Annotated in this window: 16 protein-coding genes and 1 riboswitch; of the genes, 7 read left to right on the top strand and 9 right to left on the bottom strand. The window is 67.7% G+C overall.

Features of this window, described 5'->3' with window-relative positions; genetic code table 11:
* Positions 1–17 precede the first annotated feature (17 nt).
* Both AB9O74_RS01165 and AB9O74_RS01160 read left to right on the top strand, forming a co-directional pair.
* Positions 18–1,037: a glycosyltransferase family 2 protein gene (locus tag AB9O74_RS01165; protein ID WP_369348125.1), complete on the top strand. Its 1,020-nt coding sequence runs from the start codon at positions 18–20 to the stop codon at positions 1,035–1,037.
* Positions 997–1,428, top strand: coding sequence for a CBS domain-containing protein (locus tag AB9O74_RS01160; RefSeq protein WP_176990598.1), 432 nt, complete (start codon positions 997–999; stop codon positions 1,426–1,428). The genes AB9O74_RS01165 and AB9O74_RS01160 overlap by 41 nt, the downstream gene beginning before the upstream one ends.
* 63 nt (positions 1,429–1,491) lie before the next feature.
* Here AB9O74_RS01160 and AB9O74_RS01155 read toward each other — a convergent pair whose 3' ends face one another.
* The 4 genes from AB9O74_RS01155 to AB9O74_RS01140 form a co-directional block, all read right to left on the bottom strand.
* The gene (locus AB9O74_RS01155; RefSeq protein ID WP_369348124.1) at positions 1,492–3,474 is read right to left on the bottom strand and encodes an AsmA family protein; all 1,983 of its coding nucleotides are present in this window, start codon (positions 3,472–3,474) and stop codon (positions 1,492–1,494) included.
* Between the two features lie 490 nt (positions 3,475–3,964).
* Positions 3,965–4,606, bottom strand: coding sequence for a hemolysin III family protein (locus AB9O74_RS01150; protein WP_172407499.1), 642 nt, complete (start codon positions 4,604–4,606; stop codon positions 3,965–3,967).
* Positions 4,607–4,706: 100 nt separating this feature from the next.
* The gene (locus tag AB9O74_RS01145; protein WP_123730457.1) at positions 4,707–6,311 is read right to left on the bottom strand and encodes a peptide chain release factor 3; all 1,605 of its coding nucleotides are present in this window, start codon (positions 6,309–6,311) and stop codon (positions 4,707–4,709) included.
* Between the two features lie 75 nt (positions 6,312–6,386).
* Positions 6,387–7,274 carry a M23 family metallopeptidase gene (locus AB9O74_RS01140; protein ID WP_369348244.1) on the bottom strand — a complete coding sequence of 296 codons (888 nt, stop codon included), beginning with the start codon at positions 7,272–7,274 and terminating at the stop codon, positions 6,387–6,389.
* A 132-nt stretch (positions 7,275–7,406) separates the two neighbouring features.
* A riboswitch (SAM riboswitch) is annotated at positions 7,407–7,527 on the top strand.
* Between the two features lie 77 nt (positions 7,528–7,604).
* On the opposite strand from AB9O74_RS01140, the gene AB9O74_RS01135 reads away from it, so the two are divergent.
* The 3 genes from AB9O74_RS01135 to AB9O74_RS01125 are packed head-to-tail and all read left to right on the top strand — an operon-like array spanning position 7,605 to position 10,941.
* The gene (locus AB9O74_RS01135; RefSeq protein ID WP_369348123.1) at positions 7,605–8,636 is read left to right on the top strand and encodes a homoserine O-succinyltransferase; all 1,032 of its coding nucleotides are present in this window, start codon (positions 7,605–7,607) and stop codon (positions 8,634–8,636) included.
* Positions 8,633–9,877 carry an O-succinylhomoserine (thiol)-lyase gene (locus tag AB9O74_RS01130; protein ID WP_346489828.1) on the top strand — a complete coding sequence of 415 codons (1,245 nt, stop codon included), beginning with the start codon at positions 8,633–8,635 and terminating at the stop codon, positions 9,875–9,877. Before AB9O74_RS01135 ends, AB9O74_RS01130 begins: the two co-directional genes overlap by 4 nt.
* Positions 9,874–10,941, top strand: a complete 1,068-nt coding sequence (locus AB9O74_RS01125; RefSeq protein ID WP_369348122.1) for a homoserine dehydrogenase — start codon at positions 9,874–9,876, stop codon at positions 10,939–10,941. The genes AB9O74_RS01130 and AB9O74_RS01125 overlap by 4 nt, the downstream gene beginning before the upstream one ends.
* 115 nt (positions 10,942–11,056) lie before the next feature.
* On the opposite strand, the gene AB9O74_RS01120 is transcribed toward AB9O74_RS01125, so the two are convergent.
* Both AB9O74_RS01120 and AB9O74_RS01115 read right to left on the bottom strand, forming a co-directional pair.
* Positions 11,057–12,058, bottom strand: a complete 1,002-nt coding sequence (locus tag AB9O74_RS01120) for an alpha/beta fold hydrolase (protein WP_369348121.1) — start codon at positions 12,056–12,058, stop codon at positions 11,057–11,059.
* Between the two features lie 114 nt (positions 12,059–12,172).
* Positions 12,173–13,555, bottom strand: coding sequence for an L-serine ammonia-lyase (locus AB9O74_RS01115; protein WP_123730460.1), 1,383 nt, complete (start codon positions 13,553–13,555; stop codon positions 12,173–12,175).
* Positions 13,556–13,652: 97 nt separating this feature from the next.
* Here AB9O74_RS01115 and AB9O74_RS01110 point away from each other — a divergent pair, with 97 nt between their 5' ends.
* A complete protein-coding gene (locus AB9O74_RS01110) occupies positions 13,653–13,871 on the top strand; it encodes a glutaredoxin family protein (RefSeq protein ID WP_369348243.1) in 219 nt (72 codons plus the stop codon).
* Between the two features lie 243 nt (positions 13,872–14,114).
* Here the strand turns inward: AB9O74_RS01110 and AB9O74_RS01105 are convergent, their stop codons facing one another.
* From AB9O74_RS01105 to AB9O74_RS01095, 3 genes are read right to left on the bottom strand one after another with little or no spacing between them, the layout of a single operon-like run.
* A complete protein-coding gene (locus tag AB9O74_RS01105) occupies positions 14,115–14,681 on the bottom strand; it encodes a YceI family protein (RefSeq protein ID WP_176990591.1) in 567 nt (188 codons plus the stop codon).
* Between the two features lie 2 nt (positions 14,682–14,683).
* On the bottom strand, positions 14,684–15,256 hold the full coding sequence (locus AB9O74_RS01100) for a cytochrome b (protein ID WP_176990590.1): 573 nt from the start codon (positions 15,254–15,256) through the stop codon (positions 14,684–14,686).
* Entirely contained in the window at positions 15,253–15,966 is a 714-nt protein-coding gene (locus AB9O74_RS01095; RefSeq protein WP_369348120.1) for a YceI family protein, read from the bottom strand. The genes AB9O74_RS01100 and AB9O74_RS01095 overlap by 4 nt, the downstream gene beginning before the upstream one ends.
* Positions 15,967–16,116: 150 nt before the next feature.
* On the opposite strand from AB9O74_RS01095, the gene AB9O74_RS01090 reads away from it, so the two are divergent.
* Positions 16,117–19,665 carry an ATP-binding protein gene (locus tag AB9O74_RS01090; RefSeq protein WP_369348119.1) on the top strand — a complete coding sequence of 1,183 codons (3,549 nt, stop codon included), beginning with the start codon at positions 16,117–16,119 and terminating at the stop codon, positions 19,663–19,665.
* Positions 19,666–19,861 lie beyond the last annotated feature (196 nt).

Raw genomic sequence — 19,861 nt, 5'->3', positions numbered from 1 at the left:
GACGCTACAATCGCCGCATGAACAGCCCACGCCTGACCGTCGTCGTCGCCGCCCACAACGAAGCACTGGCCCTGCCGATGCTGCACCCGCGCCTGCGCGCGGTGCTCGATGGGCTGGAGGGCATCGACGGCCGCGTGCTGTACGTGGATGACGGCAGCACCGATACCACCTGGGCGGTGATGCAGGGTTTGGCCGACGCCGATGCCTGCGTCGGCGTACTGCGGCTGTCGCGCAACTTCGGCAAGGAGGCCGCGCTCACGGCCGGGCTGGATCTGGTCGACGAGGGCGCAGTGATGATCCTCGATGCCGACGGCCAGGATCCGCCCGAGCTGATTCCCGAATTCGTCGCGTTGTGGCAGCAGGGCTACGACAACGTGTATGGCACGCGCCTGGTGCGCGATGGCGAGAGCTGGCTCAAGCGGTCGACCGCCAAGGCGTTCTACCGGGTGATCGGGCGCCTGTCCAAGACCCCGATCCCGGCCGATACCGGCGATTTCCGGCTGCTGTCGCCGCGCGCGCTGCAGGCCCTGGGCCAGTTGCGTGAGCGCCACCGGTTCATGAAAGGGCTGTTCGGCTGGGTCGGCTTCCGCCGCAAGGCCTTGCCCTACCATCGCCATGCGCGGCTGGTCGGCGAGAGCAAGTTCGGTTTCTGGCGGTTGTGGAACTTCGCGCTGGAAGGCATCACCGGATTCTCGACCGCGCCGCTGCGCGTGACCACTTACCTGGGCCTGGCCGCGGCGACGTTCGCGTTCGTCTTCGCGTTGGTGGTCGTGTCCAAGGCGGCCCTGTACGGCGACCGCGTCGCCGGCTGGCCGACGATGATGGCGGTGATCCTGTTCCTGGGCGGCATCCAGCTGATCGCGCTGGGCCTGATCGGCGAATACCTGGGCCGGCTGTATGAGGAATCCAAGCAGCGCCCGCTGTACCTGATTGACACCTGGCAACCGCCGTTCGTGGCAGACTCGGCCGTGCATCCCATCGGTGGAGAGCAGCGAGATGACCACGGTACGACAGCTGTTGGAAGGCAAGTCCCCTGAGGTATTCGCCGTCGCCCCGACATCGGCGGTGATCGACGCGGTCCGGCTGATGGCCGAAAAAGGCATCGGCGCGGTGCTGGTGATGGAGGGCCGGCAACTGGTCGGCATCCTCTCCGAGCGCGATTACGCGCGGAAGATCGTGCTGCACGAGCGCTCCTCGCGGACGACCGAAGTGCGCGAGATCATGACGCCCAAGGTAGTGACCGTCGCCCCTGGCGAACAGGTCGAACACTGCCTGCAACTGGTGACCGATTACCGCATCCGCCACCTGCCGGTGGTCGACGGCACGGGCGTGCTCGGCGTGATCTCGATCGGCGATCTGGTCAAGTCGGTGATCGACGAACAGGCGCAGAAACTGGACCAGCTGCAGCAGTACATCGTCGCTGGCTGAGCGGGCATTCGCGCTGCCGGGCAGGCCGACCCCACGTCGGTACCTGCCCGTGCGTCCACGCGCTTACTTGGCGTAGCGACCGCCGCAGTTGCTGTCCTCGCCCGGACCGGTTTCGATCGTCGCCAGCAGCGCCGCCGGCGGCGCGATGCTGCCCAGCGCCAGGGCGATCGCCCCACGGATGCCCAATGCCTTGAAGTCCGGGCGGAACGAAGGATCCTTGAAGGTGCCACCGATGCGCAGCGGCGAGCGCAGTGCCAGGATGCTCATGTCCTTCGGCCGCGGACGCAGCAGCAGGTCCAGCTGTTCCTGTTTCAGATCCACTTTGCCCTCGCCGAGGATCAGGGTATCGGTGGTATCGAAGGCGAGCGACCGCGATTGCATCACCCCGTTCTCCACGCCGAAGTCGCCCCACGCGCAGCGCAGCGGAATCTGCTTGTCGCCGGTGAACAGGAACTTCACCGATTCGGCGACATCCAGGCCGGCCAGTTCCATGATCAGATTGCCGACGTGCCCGCGGCCGATACCGACCGCCACCGTGCCATCGGAACTGCCCAGCATCGCGGCGATCGAGTTGCCCTGGCCCGTCAGTTTGACATCCCCACTGATGCCGCCCGAGGCCTGCTCGGCCAGCTTCGCATCCGGGAACAGCTTGCCCAGCTGCACCTTGCGGATGGTCGCCTGCAGCTGCGTGGAGATCGCCTGTTTGCGCGCATCCATCCGGATCGTGCTGCGGATATCGCCACCGGCCACGCCGAAGTTCAGCGGCTCCAGACGCAGCAGGCCATCGTCGAGCTTGAGGTGGGCATCCATGTCATCCAGCGGCAGGGTCGGCGAATTGATCCGCTGCGCCTTCCAGCGCACATCGGCATCCATCGCGCGCAGCTTGGAGAGGTTGTACGGCGTATCCGGCAGCACCTTGGTGCGCGCGGCCAGCTCGGCGGCCTTCGCTTTCTGCTCGGCATTGGCCGATTCCCCGGCGCCGGTCTTCGGTGGCGCGCCGATGAAGCCGGCAAGATCATCGAAGTCCAACCGCTTGGACACCAGATCCGCCTTCAGGAACGGCCGTTCGCCACTCACGTCGATCTGCGCGGTACCTGCCAGATCGCTGTCGCCGGCCGTGCCGGTGAAATTCTCGTAGCGCCAGATCGCATTGTCGCGCTTCAACCGTCCCTTCAGCCGGTACGGCGGCGTCGACGGAATCGCGATCCCGATCAGCGGGAACAGATCCTCCATGTCCTGCCCGCTGAGCATCAGCTCCAGATCGAACACCCGCAGCTGGAACGGATTGGTCAGCGTCCCGCTCGCGATCGCATGCGTATTCCCGGCACGCCCATCGAGATGGATGCGGAACGGATGTCCGGTATTGGTCAGCTCCAGCGGTGACTCGGTATTGCCATCCAGCGAGAACGCATTGCCCTGCCAGCGCCCTTTGCCCTTCACGAACAGCGGCGGACCACTGTCGCGATTGCGCGGCTTGCCGCTGTTGAGCGAGACCAGCACATCCGTCCTGCCTGCCGCATCCTGGAACTGCAGGCGGCCATCCTCGATCAGCAACCGCTGCAGCACCGGCGGATCGCCATCACTCGGCCCCAGGAAATCCCAGTTGCCCGGCTGATTCTTCTCCGGCGCCGTCTCCAGCAGCAGATCCGGCCGGGTCAACCGGATTTCCGGAATCCGCACCTGCCCCCGCAGCAGCGGCCACACCCGCAGATCGATCTCCGCCCGATCCGCCGTCGCCATCTGCGGCTGCTTGGCCCACGTCGCATTGGCAAACGTCAGCCCATCACCGCGCACCGTCGTGACCCGACCGAGATCCACATCCAGATCCCCGGTGATATGGAACTCACGCCCGGTCTTGGCCTGCACCGCCCGCTCCACCGGGCCCTTGAACCAGTTCCAATCCCACAGCGCGATCAGGATCAACAGCGCCGCAAACAGGAACACCAGAATGGCCAACCATCGCTGCCCCCGCTTGCCGGGACGACGCCAGCGCCAGCGGGAACGGAGAGGAGCATCGGACGGAGCAGGGGACGGGACAGTATTCACATCCCCATGGTTGCCCCTGCATCGTGCAGGCAACGCGAAGCATTGGTAAGCGTAGTGTCAGGGTGGCGTGTCGACCGTCGGCGTCGCCGTTGCAGATGCCTTCGGGAGGCGCGGCGCGGTCACCATGCGCGGCCAGGCTCGGCACCCGATCCAGCCAAAGATCTTGACCTTCCCAGGCCACCAGCCAACCGTGAGCGGGGCGGTGCGGGTGGGTTGGCGGGACCATGAGCGCCATGGATGGCGCGACATGAGCCTCCAGGGGTGAAGGCGCATTGCTTGCGAGGCAGTGCCTCGCATGCGACTGAACGCCCAGCCGCCAGCGGCTGGGCCGGGCCGCGGAGCGGGATTCACGGCGTGTCCCGCCAACCCACCCGTGCCGACCCAGCCTGGCGCATCCCTGAAGCCCCAGCTGCTCTCGCTGTTGCTGTTGCTGTCGCTGTCGCTATTGCGGGTGCCGTCACCGTTGCCCTTACCGGCAGGAAAACAGCACTCAAAGAATCTGCGCAGTCACCGCAACGAAGTGGCACACACTCCCGCCGATCACGAACAGATGCCAGATCGCATGCGAATACGGCACCGACTCCCGGTGATAGAACACCGTCCCCAACGTATAGAACACCCCGCCGGCCAACAACCAGCCCAGCGTCCACGCATCCAGCGAATGCCACATCGGCTTGATCGCCACCATCACCATCCAGCCCATCGCGATATAGATGATCGTCGACAACAGCTTGAAACGGCCCGTATAGAACAACTTGAACACCACCCCGAACAACGCCAGCGCCCAGATCGCCGTGAACATCCCCCAGCCCCACGGACCCCCGCGCAGCCCGATCAGCGTGAACGGCGTATACGTACCGGCGATCAACAGATAGATCGCACAGTGATCGAACACCTTCAACCGGCCCTTCGCGACCGGATGCTGGATCGCGTGATAGAGCGTCGAGGCCGTATACAACAGCAGCAGCGCCACCCCGAAAACGATCGCGCTGGCCAACTGCCAGCCGTCGCCATAGATGGCGGCCAACGTGATCAACACAGCGCTGCCCGCCAGGGCAGCGACGGCGCCAAGCCCGTGGGTCAAGGCGCTGGCGATTTCTTCTCGAACGGAAACGACAGAGGTCATGGCGATGATCGGTTGTGCGGGGAGGGGGAGCCCGCTCCCCCCTATCATCGCCAAGATGGGCCGCGCATGCACGCGCGGCCGTTCAGCCGACAGATCGGCCGAAGGATCAGCTGACCGACACGCTGTGCGCGGCCTCGCGCGTGGCCGCGAAGCGCACGTCCGGCGCGCGCTCCTGCGCCAGCTGCAGATTGACGCGCGTCGGTGCCAGGTACACCAGCTGGCCGGCGGCATCGATGCTGAGGTTGCCCGCGTTCTTCTCGCGGAACTCCTCCAGCTTCTTCTCGTTGCTGCAGGTCACCCAGCGTGCCGTGGTCACGCTGACCGGCTCGAAGGTCGCTTCCACGCCGTACTCGTCCTTCAGGCGGTAGGCGGCCACATCGAACTGCAGCACACCCACGGCGCCCAGGATCAGGTCGTTGCTCATCAACGGGCGGAAGAACTGCGTCGCGCCCTCTTCGGACAGCTGTGCCAGGCCCTTCTGCAGCTGCTTGAGCTTCAGCGGATCGCGCAGGCGTGCGCGGCGGAACAGTTCCGGCGCGAAGTTCGGAATGCCGGTGAAGCTGACGGCTTCGCCCTCGGTGAACGTGTCACCGATGGAGATCGTGCCGTGGTTGTGGATGCCGATCACATCGCCCGGCCACGCTTCGGCGGCGATCTCGCGGTCGCTGGCCATGAAGGTCAGCGCATTGGCCAGCTTCATTTCCTTGCCGGTGCGCACATGGAAGGTCTTCATGCCGGCCACGAAGCGGCCCGAACACACCCGCATGAACGCCACGCGGTCGCGGTGCTGCGGGTCCATGTTCGCCTGGATCTTGAACACGAAGCCGGTCAGCTTGTTTTCCTGCGGCGCGATGACGCGGCCGGTGGTTGCACGCGGCTGCGGCGACGGCGCATGTTCGACGAAGAAGTCCAGCAGCGGCTGCACGCCGAAGTTGTTCACGCCCGAGCCGAAGAACACCGGGGTCTGCTTGCCGGCCAGGTAGGCCTCCACGTCGAACGGATGGCTGGCGCCCTGTACCAGTTCCAGCTCGTCGCGCAGGTCGGCCAGCATGCGCTCGCCGATCTTCTCGGCCAGCCCCGGCGAATCGATCGACGGGAAGATGGTCGAATCCTGGCGGGTGAAGTTGCGGCCCTGCTCGTACAGGTGCACCTCACCGCTGATCAGATGCACCACGCCCTTCAGGCGCTGGCCCATGCCGATCGGCCAGGTGACGGGCGCGCACTGGATGCCGAGCACGCTTTCCACTTCATCCAGCAGGTCGATGGGCTCCTTGCCCTCGCGATCGAGCTTGTTGATGAAGGTCATGATCGGGGTGTCGCGCAGGCGGCACACTTCCATCAGCTTGATGGTGCGCTCTTCCACGCCCTTGGCCACGTCGATCACCATCAGCGCCGAGTCCACCGCGGTGAGCACGCGGTAGGTGTCCTCGCCGAAGTCGGCGTGGCCGGGGGTGTCGAGCAGGTTGACGATCTTGCCTTCGTACGGGAACTGCATCACCGAGGAGGTGACCGAGATGCCGCGCTCCTTTTCCAGCGCCATCCAGTCGGAGGTCGCATGACGCGCAGCCTTGCGACCCTTGACCGAACCGGCCATCTGGATCGCACCGCCGAACAGCAGCAGCTTTTCGGTCAGCGTGGTCTTGCCGGCGTCAGGATGGGAAATGATGGCGAAGGTGCGGCGGCGCGCAGCTTCGGTAGCGACTTCGGACATGGCGTGACGCGCCCGCCCGGGGCGCTTTTCATGGAGATAAGCCGCTCAGTATAGCGGGGGCGGGCGGGGCCGGGGTCAGGGCAGGGCGGATGGGCCGGCCTCGTCCCTGGTCCGGGCGAAACGCAGCTCGCCCTGCGGGCTGACGATGCGGGCCGGGATCGAGCGCAGCCGCATGCCCGCATTGACCTGCACCGCGAAGTGCAGATGCGGGGCCGCGCTGAAGCCGGTATTGCCCGACAGGCCGATGCGCTGCCCCGCCTGCACCGGCTCGCCCGGGCGCACCAGCACGCCGTTGTGCTGCAGATGGGCGTATACCGCCATGCTGCCGTCCTCATGCAGCACCCGCACCAGGTTGGCCCGGCCCAGATCGTGGTCGCGGTCCTGTCCATTGCCCTGATACCCGGCCTGCACCTGCATGACGGTGCCCGCCCGCGCCGCGAGCACGGGGGTGCCTTCGGGCAGCGCGAAGTCGATGGCGTCGCGGTTCTCCGGGTCGGTGTGGCTGTATGGCCCTTGCGGCGCCTGGCTGACCTGGATGCGGGCGGCATCGAAGGGGAGCAGATAGGCCACATCGCGTGGGCGCGCCGCCGGATCCCCCGGGACGGCGGTCATGTCCAGCCGGATCGCGGTCGCACCTGCGGGGGGCTGCAGGCGGGTGACCACCACGCTGGCCGCGCCGGCGATCACCGTCTGCAGGGGTAGTCCCGGCATCGCCGGGGTGCCCGCGGGGGGCCGCACCGAGACCTGGACCGGACCGGCCAGGCGGTTATCGACCCGCGCCTGCCAGCGCTCGCCGGCGCCTTCCAGGGTCAGCACGGCGAGGCCGGGCCCTGCCGCCACCGGGGCGGGGCGGGCAGTGCTGGTTTTCGCCGGGCGGTCGATCCGCCAGCCGTTGCGCCAGTCACTGGCCGGCGCGGCGCCGGCGTTCAGCGCCGGGGCCAGGACGAGGATCAGGGTGGGCAGACATAGGCAGCGCAAGGCTCTGGCCGATTGGGAAGGTGCCCCGAGTATGCGTGACTGATGATCATCTGGAATATATATCGCTTCATGCCGATGAAGGGATTGACATGACCCGGAAGCACTGGCATCGTGGCTCCACCATCGAGACCGGCAGAGGGACAGGCCCTTTGAAGCCGGGGCAGCCCGCAGACGCGAAAGCGACCTGCGTAGGTGCCAAATCCTGCGGAGACCGTTGGTGTCTTCCGAAAGATGGTTCGAACCGTGCACCGTGCGTGCGCTTCGAACGCGAGCTCCGCGAAAGCTCGATGGCCGACTCCTACCTTGGATACCGCCATGAGTTTCGCCACCGCCGCCCCTGTCGCCACCGGCTCTTTCGCACCGCTCAGCGTCCCCGTCGACGCCGGGCTGAACGCCGTGCGCGGCGATATCGCGGCGGTGCTGTCGATGCGTCACGGCGGGCCGCGGCCGGTGCGCCTGCGCTACGAATGCGTCGGTCGCGCCGATGCGCCGGTGGTGGTGCTGGCCGGTGGCATCTCCGCGCATCGCCACGTGGCGGCCAATGCCGAATTCCCCGAAAAGGGCTGGGCCGAAGGCCTGGTCGCCGCGGGCCGCGCGCTGGATCCGGCCTCGCTGCGCATCCTGGCCTTCGATTTCATCGGTGCCGACGGTGCGCTCGACCTGCCGATCGATACCGCCGACCAGGCCGATGCGCTGGCCCTGCTGCTGGATCATCTCGGCATCGCCCGCCTGCAGTGCTTCGTCGGCTACTCCTACGGCGCGCTGGTCGGCCAGCAGTTCGCGATCCGCCACCGCCAGCGTCTGCAGAAGTTGATCGCGGTGAGCGGCGCGCATCGTCCGCATCCGTATGCCGCGGCCTGGCGCGCGCTGCAGCGCCGCGCGGTCGCGCTGGGCCAGCTGCAGTGCGCCGAAAGCCACGGGCTGTCGCTGGCGCGCCAGTTCGCCATGCTCAGCTACCGCACGCCGGAAGAATTCGGCGAACGCTTCGACGCCGCGCCGGAAGTGGTCAACGGCCGCGTGCGCGTTGCCGCCGAAGACTATCTGGATGCCGCCGGTGCGCAGTACGTCGCCCGCACCCCGGTCGATGCCTACCTGCGCCTGTCCGAATCGATCGACCTGCATCGCATCGACCCGGCCGCCATCCTGGTGCCGACCGTCGTCGTTGCCGTGGAGGGTGACCGCCTGGTCCCGCTGGCTGACTGTGTCGGCCTGGTCGAAGGGCTGGGCCCGCGCGGCAGCCTGCGCGTGCTGCGCTCGCCGTATGGCCACGACGCCTTCCTGAAAGAAACCGATCGCATCGACGCGATCCTCGCCACCGCTTTTCGATCCCCCGGAGAAACCGCATGAGCCGTTCCGCTGGTACCGAGCCGTCCTGTAGCCGCGTCACCGCCGCCGTGCGTGCCGGCATCGACCGTGACACCGCCCACGGCGCGGTGACCCCGCCGATCGTGCTGTCCTCGAACTTCAGCTTCGATGGCTTCGGCAACAAGCGTCAGTACGACTACACGCGCAGCGGCAACCCGACCCGGGACCTGCTCGGTGAAGCGCTGGCCGAACTGGAAGGCGGCGCGGGCGGGGTGATCACCTCCACCGGCATGGGCGCGATCAACCTGGTGCTCAATGCGCTGCTGCAGCCCGGCGATACGCTGGTGGTGCCGCACGATGCGTACGGCGGCAGCTGGCGCCTGTTCAACGCACTGGCCAAGAAGGGTCACTTCGGCCTGATCACCGCCGACCTGACCGACCCGCGCTCGTTGGCCGACGCGCTGGCGCAGTCGCCCACGCTGGTGTTGATCGAAACCCCGTCCAACCCGCTGCTGCGCATCACCGACCTGCGCTTCGTCATCGATGCCGCGCACAAGGCCGGTGCCAAGGTGGTGGTCGACAACACCTTCCTGTCACCGGCGCTGCAGCAGCCGATCAGTTTTGGTGCCGATCTGGTGCTGCACTCCACCACCAAGTACATCAACGGCCACAGCGATGTGGTCGGCGGGGCGGTGATCGCGCGCGATCCGGCAGTGCACGAACAGCTGGTGTGGTGGGCCAACGCGCTGGGCCTGACCGGTTCGCCGTTCGATGCGTTCCTGACGTTGCGCGGCCTGCGTACGCTCGGTGCGCGCCTGCGTGCGCACCAGGAAAACACGGCGGCCGTGGTCGAGCTGCTGGCCGCCAGCGATGCGGTCGCCAGCGTGTACTACCCCGGCCTGGCCGATCATCCCGGCCATGCCATCGCGGCCCGCCAGCAGAGCGGTTTCGGCGCGATGCTCTCGTTCGAACTGGCCTCGTGCCCGGGCGATGATCCGCATGCGGCGGTGCGCGCTTTCGTGGATGGCCTGCGCTGCTTCACCCTGGCCGAGTCGCTGGGCGGCGTCGAGAGCCTGGTCGCGCATCCGGCGACCATGACCCACGCTGCGATGACCCCGGAAGCGCGTGCGCATGCCGGGATCAGCGAAGGGCTGCTGCGCCTCTCGGTCGGCATCGAGTCGCCGGAAGATCTGGTGGCCGATCTGCAGGGCGGGCTGGAGCGCGCGCAGGTGGTGATCGATCAGCATCGTGACGTGCAGCGGCGCAAACAGGTGGATGCATGAGCGCGGTCCTGACCCTGCCATTGGCCGCCCATCGAAAGCTGGCGCTGCTCGGCACCGGGACGGTCGGCACCGCCTTCGTCCAGCGCTATGCGTCACTGCAGGACCGCGGCGTGACCCTGCCGTCGTTCTCGTGGCTGGCCAATTCGCGTACGGCGCGGGCCTGCGAACAGACCCCCGCACACGAGCTTGCACAGGCCAACCTGGCGAAGCGCGGCGCGGTGGCGCTGCAGCCCTGGGCGGAAGCCGAAGGCCTGCAGCGCGGCGACGTGGTGGTCGATGCGACCGCCAGTGACGACGTAGCCAATTGGCACGAACAGTGGCTGGCGCGTGGCGTGCACGTGGTGACCGCCAACAAGCTCGGCCAGGGCGCGCAGCTGGCCCGTGCCCAGGCCATCGCCGACAGCGGACAGCAGGGTGCTGCGCATTACGGCGACAGTGCAACGGTGGGTGCAGGTCTGCCGCTGCTGAGCAGCCTGCGCGCCCTGGTCGCCGGTGGCGACCGCATCCATCGCGTGGAGGGCGTACTGTCCGGTTCGCTGGCCTGGTTGTTCCATCACTACGATGGCCAGCGCCCGTTTTCGGCGTGGGTGCGCGAGGCCGCTGAGGCCGGGTACACCGAGCCGGATCCGCGCGTGGATCTCTCCGGCGAGGACGTGCGTCGCAAACTGCTGATCCTGGCGCGGGCCAGCGGCATCGCGCTGCGCGCCGAGCAGGTACAGGTCGCCTCGCTGGTACCGGAGGCGCTCGCCGCGCAGTCAGCGGCGGATGCGTTGGGCCAGCTTTCGTTGCTGGACGCGCCGCTGCAGGCTTACTGGCAGCAGGCGCAGGAACAAGGAGGGTGTCTCCGTTTCGTCGGTGGTTTCGATCACGACGGGGCCTCGGTCGGGCTGCGTGTACTGCCGCGCGACCATCCGCTGGCCAGCGGTGCGCAGACCGACAACCGGGTGGCGATCCACAGCGACCGGTATCACGCCCAGCCGCTGCTGATCCAGGGGCCGGGCGCCGGCGCGGACGTCACCGCCGCCGCGTTGCTGGACGACGTGCTGGCGATCGTGCGGCGCTGATTGCCGCGCGATCCCACCCAGGCACACGGTAGCGCCAGGGTGGGCTGGCTGCGTCGGCGGAGAACGCTGAGGACGGCCGCTGCCACGCATGGCGTGGCACTCCCAGGGTGTCGGCTCAGTCGTGTTGTGAGAGCGCCTTCAGCAATGCCGCATTGAACCGGGTCGGATCCTGCACCTGCGGCGAGTGGCCGAGGTCTTCGAAGGTCACCAGGGTGGCGCCCGGAATCGCTGCGGCCGCCGCCTTGCCCAGCGCCGGGTAATTGCCCAGCGTGGCTTTCAGCGCCGGCGGCGCCAGATCACGGCCGATCGCGGTGCGGTCGGTCTGGCCGATGAACAACGTGGTCGGCACGGCCAGCGTCGGCAACTCATAAACGACCGGCTGGTTGAACACCATGTCCGAGGTCAGCGCCTGGCTCCACGCCACCGCCTGTTTGCCGGGGCCGTCGTACATGCGCGACTGCATGCGCACCCACTGCTCGTACTCGGGCTTCCACTGGCCGTTGTAGTAGACGTCGAGCTGGTACTTCCTGATGCTGTCGAAGCTGGTCTTCAGCTCGCCCGCGTACCAGGCATCGATACTGCGCCACGGCACGCCCTTGGCCTTCCAGTCTTCCAGTCCGATCGGGTTGACCAGCGACAGGCTGAGCAATCGCTGGGGATACATCAACGCGAAGCGCGCCGCCACCATGCCGCCCATGGAATGGCCGACGATGTGCAGCTTGCCTTCGCCATAGCCCAGATGTTCCAGCAGCGCTTCCGTATTGGCCGCCAGCTGGCCGAACGAGTACTGGTAGCGCTCGGGCTTGCTCGATTTGCAGAAGCCGACCTGGTCCGGTGCGATCACCCGGTAGCTGGCCGCGCTCAGTGCCGCGATGGTGTCCTTCCAGGTGGCCGCGCAGAAGTTCTTGCCGTGCAGCAGCACGACCGTCCCGGCGAAGCCTTTGCCACCGGCGGGAACGTCGATGTAGGCCATCTCCAGCGGCTGGCGCTGGGATTCGAAGCGGAAGATCTTGACCGGGTACGGGTAGTCGAAGCCTTCCAGCCGCGGGCCGTAGGTCTCGGCGGCGAGGGTGGTCAGCGGCAGGCAGGCGAACAGGGCGGCGGCCAGGATGCGCATGGCAGTCTCCGGAACAGGGGAGTCCTGACTGTACCGGAGCGGCCGTGCAGACGGGCCAACGATGCGAACGGCAGAAGCCGACTCACGGTCGGCTCTACCGTCGGGGGCGGTCGATCAGCACTCGATGACGTTGACCGCCAGCCCGCCGCGGCTGGTTTCCTTGTACTTGTCCTGCATGTCACGCCCGGTGTCGCGCATGGTCTTGATGACCTTGTCCAGCGATACCTTGTGCTTGCCATCGCCGCGCATCGCCATGCGCGAGGCGTTGATCGCCTTGACCGCGCCCATCGCGTTGCGTTCGATGCAGGGGATCTGGACCAGGCCACCGATCGGGTCGCAGGTCAGACCGAGGTTGTGTTCCATGCCGATCTCGGCGGCGTTCTCGATCTGGCTCGGATTGCCGCCCAACGCGGCGACCAGGCCGCCGGCCGCCATCGAGCAGGCCACGCCCACTTCGCCCTGGCAGCCGACTTCGGCACCGGAGATCGAGGCGTTTTCCTTGTACAGAATGCCGATCGCCGCCGAGGTCAGCAGGAAATCGAACACGCGCTGTTCGTTGGCGCCGGGGCAGAAGCGGTCGAAATAGTGCAGCACCGCCGGCAGTACGCCGGCTGCGCCGTTGGTCGGCGCGGTGACCACGCGGCCGCCGGCGGCGTTTTCTTCGTTCACCGCCAGCGCGTACAGGTTGACCCAGTCCAGCGTGGTCAACGGATCGCGCATCGCCGCTTCCGGCTTGGAGGACAGTTCGCGGTACAACGCCGGTGCGCGGCGCGAGACATGCAGGCCGCCGGGCAGGGTGCCCTCCTGTCGGATGCCGCGCTCCACGCAGGCCTGCATGGCGCTCCAGATTTCGCGCAGGCTGTCGCGGATCTCATCCTCGGTGCGCCAGCACTTCTCGTTCTCGAACATCATCTGGGCGATGCTCAGACCGCTGCGCGCAGTCTGCGCGAGCAGTTCGTCGCCGCTCTTGAAGGGGTAGGGCAGCGGGGTTTCATCGGGCACGATGCGGTCATCGGCCGCATCGTCCTGGTTGACCACGAAGCCGCCGCCGACGGAGTAGTAGTCGCGCGTGGCGATCACCTGCTCATCGGCGCCATAGGCAGTGAAGCGCATGCCGTTGGTGTGGTACGGCAGCTTCTGGCGCTTGTTCAGGCCCAGGTCGCGCTTCTCGTCGAAGGCGATCTCGTGCTGCCCCATCAAGCGGATGCGCTTGCTGCTGCGGATGCGCTCGAGCGTCTCCGGGATGATGTCGGGGTCGATCAGGTTCGGGCGCTGGCCCTCCAGCCCGAGCAGCACGGCCTTGTCGGTGCCATGGCCGCGGCCGGTCAGCGCCAGCGAGCCGTAGACATCCGCGCGGATGCGCACCACGTCCTGCAGGTGGCCCGGATCGAGCAGCCAGCGGTGCACGAAACGTTCGGCAGCCTTCATCGGTCCCACGGTGTGCGAAGAACTCGGGCCAATGCCGATCTTGAAAACGTCGAACGTGCTGACAGCCATGATTGCCAAACTGCGGGTATCGGATGGAGCGCTATTCTATGCGCTTCGTGCCGTCGGCTCTGGCTGCGGCGCAACATTTCCCAAGGCGGGTGGGCCGGTGTTTACCTTGTACCAGCGTGATGACTGCCATTTGTGCGACCAGGCCCTGGCGGTACTGGCCCAGGCCCGGGTGGGCGATCTGGACAGTGTGTTCATCGATGACGATGCCGCGCTGGAGGCCCGCTACGGGCTGCGGGTGCCGGTAGTGCGCGATGCGCGGGGGCGGGAACTGGACTGGCCGTTCGATGTGGCGGGATTGCGGGCCTGGATCGGCTGAGACCAAGCGTGCCAACGGGCGCCTGACGTCGGTCGTCGGTGCCCGATGCCGCTCTCCGGCGCCTGATTCGGCTTGCGGTGCCTGATGCGGTTCGCGGTGCCTGATGCGGTAGTGCCGGCCGCTGGCCGGCTCCCCGGCGTCGATCACCGCGCGAGAAGCCGGCCAGCGGCCGGCACTACCGATGATGTGCGCGAGTCGATCACCGCGCGAGATGCCGGCCAGCGGCCGGCACTACCGATGGCGTCACTTCGCTTTCAGGACCACTTTGGTGCTGATCGCGGTCTCGTTCGGGATCGTTTTGGTGTCGGCCCAGTCGCCGCCGCCCACGCCGAAGTCGAGGCGCTTGACCGTCGCTTTGCCGGCCAGCACGGGCTGCGCGCCCGGGGTCCAGGTGAAGGTCAGGGTGACCGGCTTGCTCACGCCGCGCAGTTCCAGCGTGCCGTCAGCGGCGTACTGGTTGTTGCCGAGCGAGCGGAACTTGGTGGCGCTGTACTTGGCCTGCGCGAACTTGCCCACGTTGAAGAAGTCCGCGCCCTGCAGGGTCGAATCGCGGTCGCTGTTGCCGCTCTTGGCGCCCGCCAGCGGGATGGTCACCTCCAGCTTGGCATCGTCCAGCTTGGCCGGATCGAAGCTGATCTTGGTATCGAAGCCCGGGAAGGTGCCGGTGAACACTTCGCCGTCGTACTTGGTGGCAAACGCCAGTACCGAGCCAGGCGCCTGCACGTAATCGGCGGCCAGGACCGGGGCGGTGGCCAGCAGGCCGGCCAGGGCGGCGGCGACCGCGGCGGGGGAGGTGAGCTTGATGTTCATGGTCAATCCTTCTGGGGGGAGGCAAGCCAGCGCTGCGGGAGCATGCGCGCAAGCGTGGCATCGCGTTGGTAAAAATGGTGATAAAGCGCGGCACCGGCATGGGCCACGACCACGGCGATCAGCAGCCAGAAGCCCCACTCATGGATGGCGTGCGAAATCTGGGTGACGCGTTCGTCCGGTGGGCTCAGCTTCGGCACGTCGACCAGGCCGAACCAGCGGAACGGGCGCAGGCCGCTGGCCGAGTCGTACAGCCAGCCCGACAGCGGAATGCCGAACATCAGCACGTACAGCAGCCAATGCGTGGCCGAGGCGATGCGCTCCTGCCAGGTCGGCGTGCCCGGCACCGGATGCGGTGCGCCGGCGTACAGGCGCCACAGCAGGCGGGTCACGACCAGCGCCAGCACGGTGATGCCGATCGATTTGTGCATGGTGTAGACCCAGAAGTACTTCGGGGTCTTGGGCAGTTCGCCCATGGTCAGCCCGACGATGCCGAGGGCGAGGATCAGCACGGCGATCAGCCAGTGCAGGGTCTGGCTGACGCCGCCCCAGCGGGTCGGGGTGTTCTTGGCGGTCATGGCGTGGTCTCCTGGACCGGCTGTGGGGTATCTGAGTCGGCCGGGGCGGCGGGAGTTCCCGGCGCATCGGTGGGCGCGGCATCGGCAGGATCGCCGGCGTTGCGGTCACGCACCGCTTCGGCTTCGATCCGCAGCTGCACCTCGTCGCCGATCATCGAGGCCCACCCATCCACGCCGAAGGCACTGCGGCTGAGCGTGGCGGTGGCCGAGAAGCCGGCGGTACGGCGGAACGGTGGCAGCGGGTGGCGTTTGAGCGCATTGAGGGTCACCGCCAGGGTGACTTCGCGGGTGACGCCACGCACGGTGAGCTGGCCGATGACGTTGGCGTGGGTCGGATCGATCGGTTCGACCCGCGTCGAGACGAACCGCGCTTCGGGGAAGCGCTCGCCATCGAGCAGGTTGCGCGCGAGCGTGGCCGTGTTCCATTTGGCGTCGCCCAGGTCCAGGCGCTGGATCGGCACGGTGACGTCCAGACGCGCCGTGCGCCAGTCGTCCGGATCGAACACCAGCACGCCTTCGCTGCCGGACACGGTGCCGAGTGCATGCGAGAAGCCGGCATGTTCGACCGCGAACAGCACGCGGGTGTGCACCGGATCGAGTCGATAGCGGTCTGGGGCGGCGATGGCCAGCAGCGGGGTGGCCGCCAGCAGCAGGGCAAGGGTCAGGCGCGTGAGCAAGGCGCTGGCTCCGTCAGGGTCTGGGGCGATCATACGCACAGCCGTGTGCCGGGATGCAGCGCATGGCTGCAACAGATCGTGGTGCGGCCGACAACAGCCGTTCCATCCACGACAGCCCGCCCAGAATGCGGACACCGTCCTGATCGCTGTGTGACAATCCGCACCAACAGGGAGACCGGATCGATGAGCACGCGCCGCTGGGGTGCAGGCATCGTGCTGTTGGGGCTGTGGTTGTGCGCAGTGCCGTCAGTGTTGGAAGCCGCAGGGACATCGGCAGAAACGCCACGCTTGCGCCGCCTCGGCGCGGCCGAGGGCATGCCCTCGCGCATGGTGCTGGCCTTGGCCCAGGACCGGCAGGGGTATATCTGGGCCGGGACCGATGATGGCCTGGCCCGCGTGGATGGCGTGGGCCTGCGGGTCTGGCGGAATGATCCGGCCGACCCGGGTTCGCTGCCTGGCAACGAGGTGGAAACGCTGCTGATCGATCCACTGGATCGCGTCTGGGTGGGCAGCAACGGGGTCGGCCTGAGCATGCTCGGTCCCGACCGCACCGCGTTCACCCGCTTTCCTGCGTTGGGCGAGGCCTGCGAAGGCCAGTTCTGGTCGCTGGCGTATGCCTCGCAATCGTTGTGGATCGGCACCAACCAGCACGGGATCTGCCGGCGCGGCGAGGACGGCACCCTGGTCAGGTACCAGGCCGTCCCGGATGATCCGCGCAGCCTGCCCGACAACACCATCTACAGTCTGTTGGCCGATCCGCAGGGACGGGTCTGGGTGGGCACCTCCAACGGCGTGGCCCGCTGGGATGGCGATGGCTTCACCCGCATCGCGCCGGCGCTGCTCGGCGGCAAGAGCGTGTTCCGCCTCACCCGGGAGCCCGACGGCACGGTCTGGGCGGGAACCGAAGGCGGCCTGTTCCGGATCGATGCCGATGACCAGGTCCGGCCCGCGCCCTGGACGCTCAGTGCGGACGTGCGCGCGGCCACCGTCATCCACGATCGCAACGGTGGCTACTGGCTGGGGACGGCCGATGGCCTGTACCGCGGGGATGCGCGCACGGCACGCTTGCTTGCGGGCGATGCCGGCAGTGGTTTCCTGACCGCCCGCAGTGGCGTGCTGGACATGCTGCAGGACCACGAAGGCGGCCTGTGGGTGGCGATGCTGACCCAGGGGCTGGCGTATCTGCCACCGGACTGGAAGCGCTTCTCCAGCTGGTACCAGCTCGACGGCAAACCGCTGGACAGCGTCTATCTGCTCGGCGCGGCAGCGCTGGACGACACCTACTACATCTCCGGTGCGCACGGCCTGTACACGTTGGATGCGCAGGGCCAGCTGCGGCAGATTGCCGACGACACGCAGATCGGGGTCGGTGCGACGTGGTCGCTGCTGCCACGCGAGGACGGTGCGGTATGGCTCGGTCGCGCCGGTCGATTGAGCCTGTACCAGCCTGCGACGCGCACGCTGCGCGAGTGGAAGATCGGCGGCGGCGCCGATGTGCGCCAGCGCATCGACCTGATCCGCCAGGCGCCGAACGGCGAGCTGTGGCTGTCGGTGATGAACTTCGGCATCCAGCGCCGCGATGCACAGGGCAACGTGCTCGATACGATCCGCAACGACCAGAACCGCGGATTGACCGAGAATCCGGTCGAGCAGATGGTGTTCGATCCGCGCGGGCAGCTCTGGGTGATGGGCGATGCGATGGGCCTGATGCGGTGGCGCAACGACCGCTTCGAGCAGGTGCCGGGCATCTCCCGCGGCAGCATCTACGATGCGGCGTGGACCGGCCCGGATGAACTGTGGTTGGCACGCCAGGGCGCGCTGGAGCGTTATCGCTGGGATGGCCTGAGCATGAGCCTGCGCGAACGCGTGGGGGCGGCGGAGGGTCTGCCCGCGGTATCGATGGGCGGCCTGGCGCTGGGCAGCGATGGGCAGGTATGGGCGACCACGCCGCGCGGCCTGATCCGCTGGAACAGTGCCGAGCGGCGGCTGCGCCTGTATGGCGAGCGCGACGGCCTGCCGGATGTGGAGTTCAGCAATCGCCCGCCGGTGCAGGCGCGCGACGGGCGCGTTCTGGCGGTGACCGCGACCGGGCTGGTCGGCTTCGATCCGGATGCCGCGGACAGGGTGCTGCCGCCCTCGCAGCTGGTGATCGACAGCGTGCAGGTGCGCCGCGACGATGCCGAAGGCCAGCAGATGCTGCCGACCCAGGCGCCCATCGTGCTGGGACCGCAGGACCGCGACCTGATCGTGTCCGCCCGCCTGCTGTCCTTCGCCAATCCGCAGGGCAACCGCTACCGCTACCGGGTGTCCGGCTACGACCAGAACTGGGTGATGCAGGCCGCCGATGGTGAGCGGATGCTGTCGCGCCTGCCGGCGGGGCATTACCGCATCGAGGTGCAGGCGGCGACATCGCAGGGTGCGTGGACGCCGCCAAGCACGCTGGAGCTGGAGGTGCGCCCGCCGTGGTGGCGCAGTGGCTGGGCGATCGTGGGCTACGTGCTGCTCGGCCTGGTCGGCATCGCGGCGCTGGCCTACGTGGCGCGTGCACGCCTGCGCCGTCGCCAGCAATGGCAGTTGACGGTGCACAAGCAGCAGTTGGCCGAGCAGGCCTCGCAGGCGAAAAGCCGGTTCCTGGCCACGCTGGGGCACGAAGTGCGCACGCCGATGACCGGCGTGCTGGGTATGAGCGAGCTGCTGCTGTCCACCTCGCTGGACGAGGTGCAGCGCGGCTATGCCGGCTCGATCCAGCACGCCGGCAAACACCTGCTGCGGCTGGTCAACGATGCGCTGGATCTGGCCCGGATCGAGGCGGGGCGGCTGGAGCTGGATCTGCGGCCGTTCGACCTGATGTCGTTGCTGGACCAGGTCGAGGCGTTGATGGAACCGATGGCCCATCACCGTGGCCTGGCCTTCGAGCGCAGCTTCAATCTGCCCGGCCCGGTGCAGGTCAGTGGCGACGAAATGCGGGTGCGCCAGATCCTGATGAACCTGCTCGGCAACGCGATCAAGTTCACCGACCACGGCCATGTCGGGCTCGGCGTCGAGCTGGCCGACGACGGCCGCACGATCATCTTCGAAGTCTCCGACACCGGGCCGGGGATCAACCAGGACCAGCAGGAGCGGCTGTTCCATCGCTTTGAGCAGGCCGACGGTCCGCGGACCGCCTCGCGTTATGGCGGCAGCGGCCTGGGCCTGGCGATCTGCCAGGAACTGGCCGTGGCGATGGGCGGCCGCATCCAGATCGACAGCCGGCTGGGCGATGGTGCCCGCTTCACGGTATCGCTGCCGCTGCCCTGGACCGTGCAGCCGCTCGGCACGCCACGGGATCCGGGTCAGGAAACGCGCACGCAGCTGCCGCCGCTGCGGATCCTGCTGGTCGAGGACGATGCCACCGTGGCCGACGTCATCGCCGGGCTGCTGCGCTCGCGCGGGCACGAGGTGGTGCATGTGCTGCACGGCCTGGCGGCATTGTCGGAGGTGGCGGCCGGCAGCTTCGATGTGGGGCTGCTCGACCTGGACCTGCCGGCGCTGGATGGCCTCGCGATTGCCGGGCAGCTGCGCGTCATGGGCTATGAGCTGCCCTTGATCGCGGTGACCGCACGCTCGGATGCCTACGCCGAGCAGCAGGTGCTGGCGGCCGGATTCAATGGCTTCCTGCGCAAGCCGGTGACCGGCGACATGCTGGTCGACGCGATTGCGCTGGCGCGCGCGGGAAAGTCAGCGCGGTATTGAAACGCCGCGCGCTTTTGCGATTGCCGATTCGTCTCGAATCTTCATTGTTGATCTGAAAATTCATTGATCAGGTTGTGACGTGGTCCCGGTCTGGGCAGCCACGTTCGCGCGACATCGACGTACCGTGCTGTTCAAGCAACGGAGGCGGTCGGGGTGCGCGTGGCAGGAGGCCGATCCGAACCGGTGGGCAGTCGCT

It is taken from the genome of Stenotrophomonas sp. JAG2, from assembly GCF_041080745.1.
Taxonomy (GTDB): Bacteria; Pseudomonadota; Gammaproteobacteria; order Xanthomonadales; family Xanthomonadaceae; genus Stenotrophomonas; species Stenotrophomonas maltophilia_AA.
Note: the sequence above shows the minus strand (reverse complement) of the source record. Positions and strands in the feature narration are given on the sequence as shown.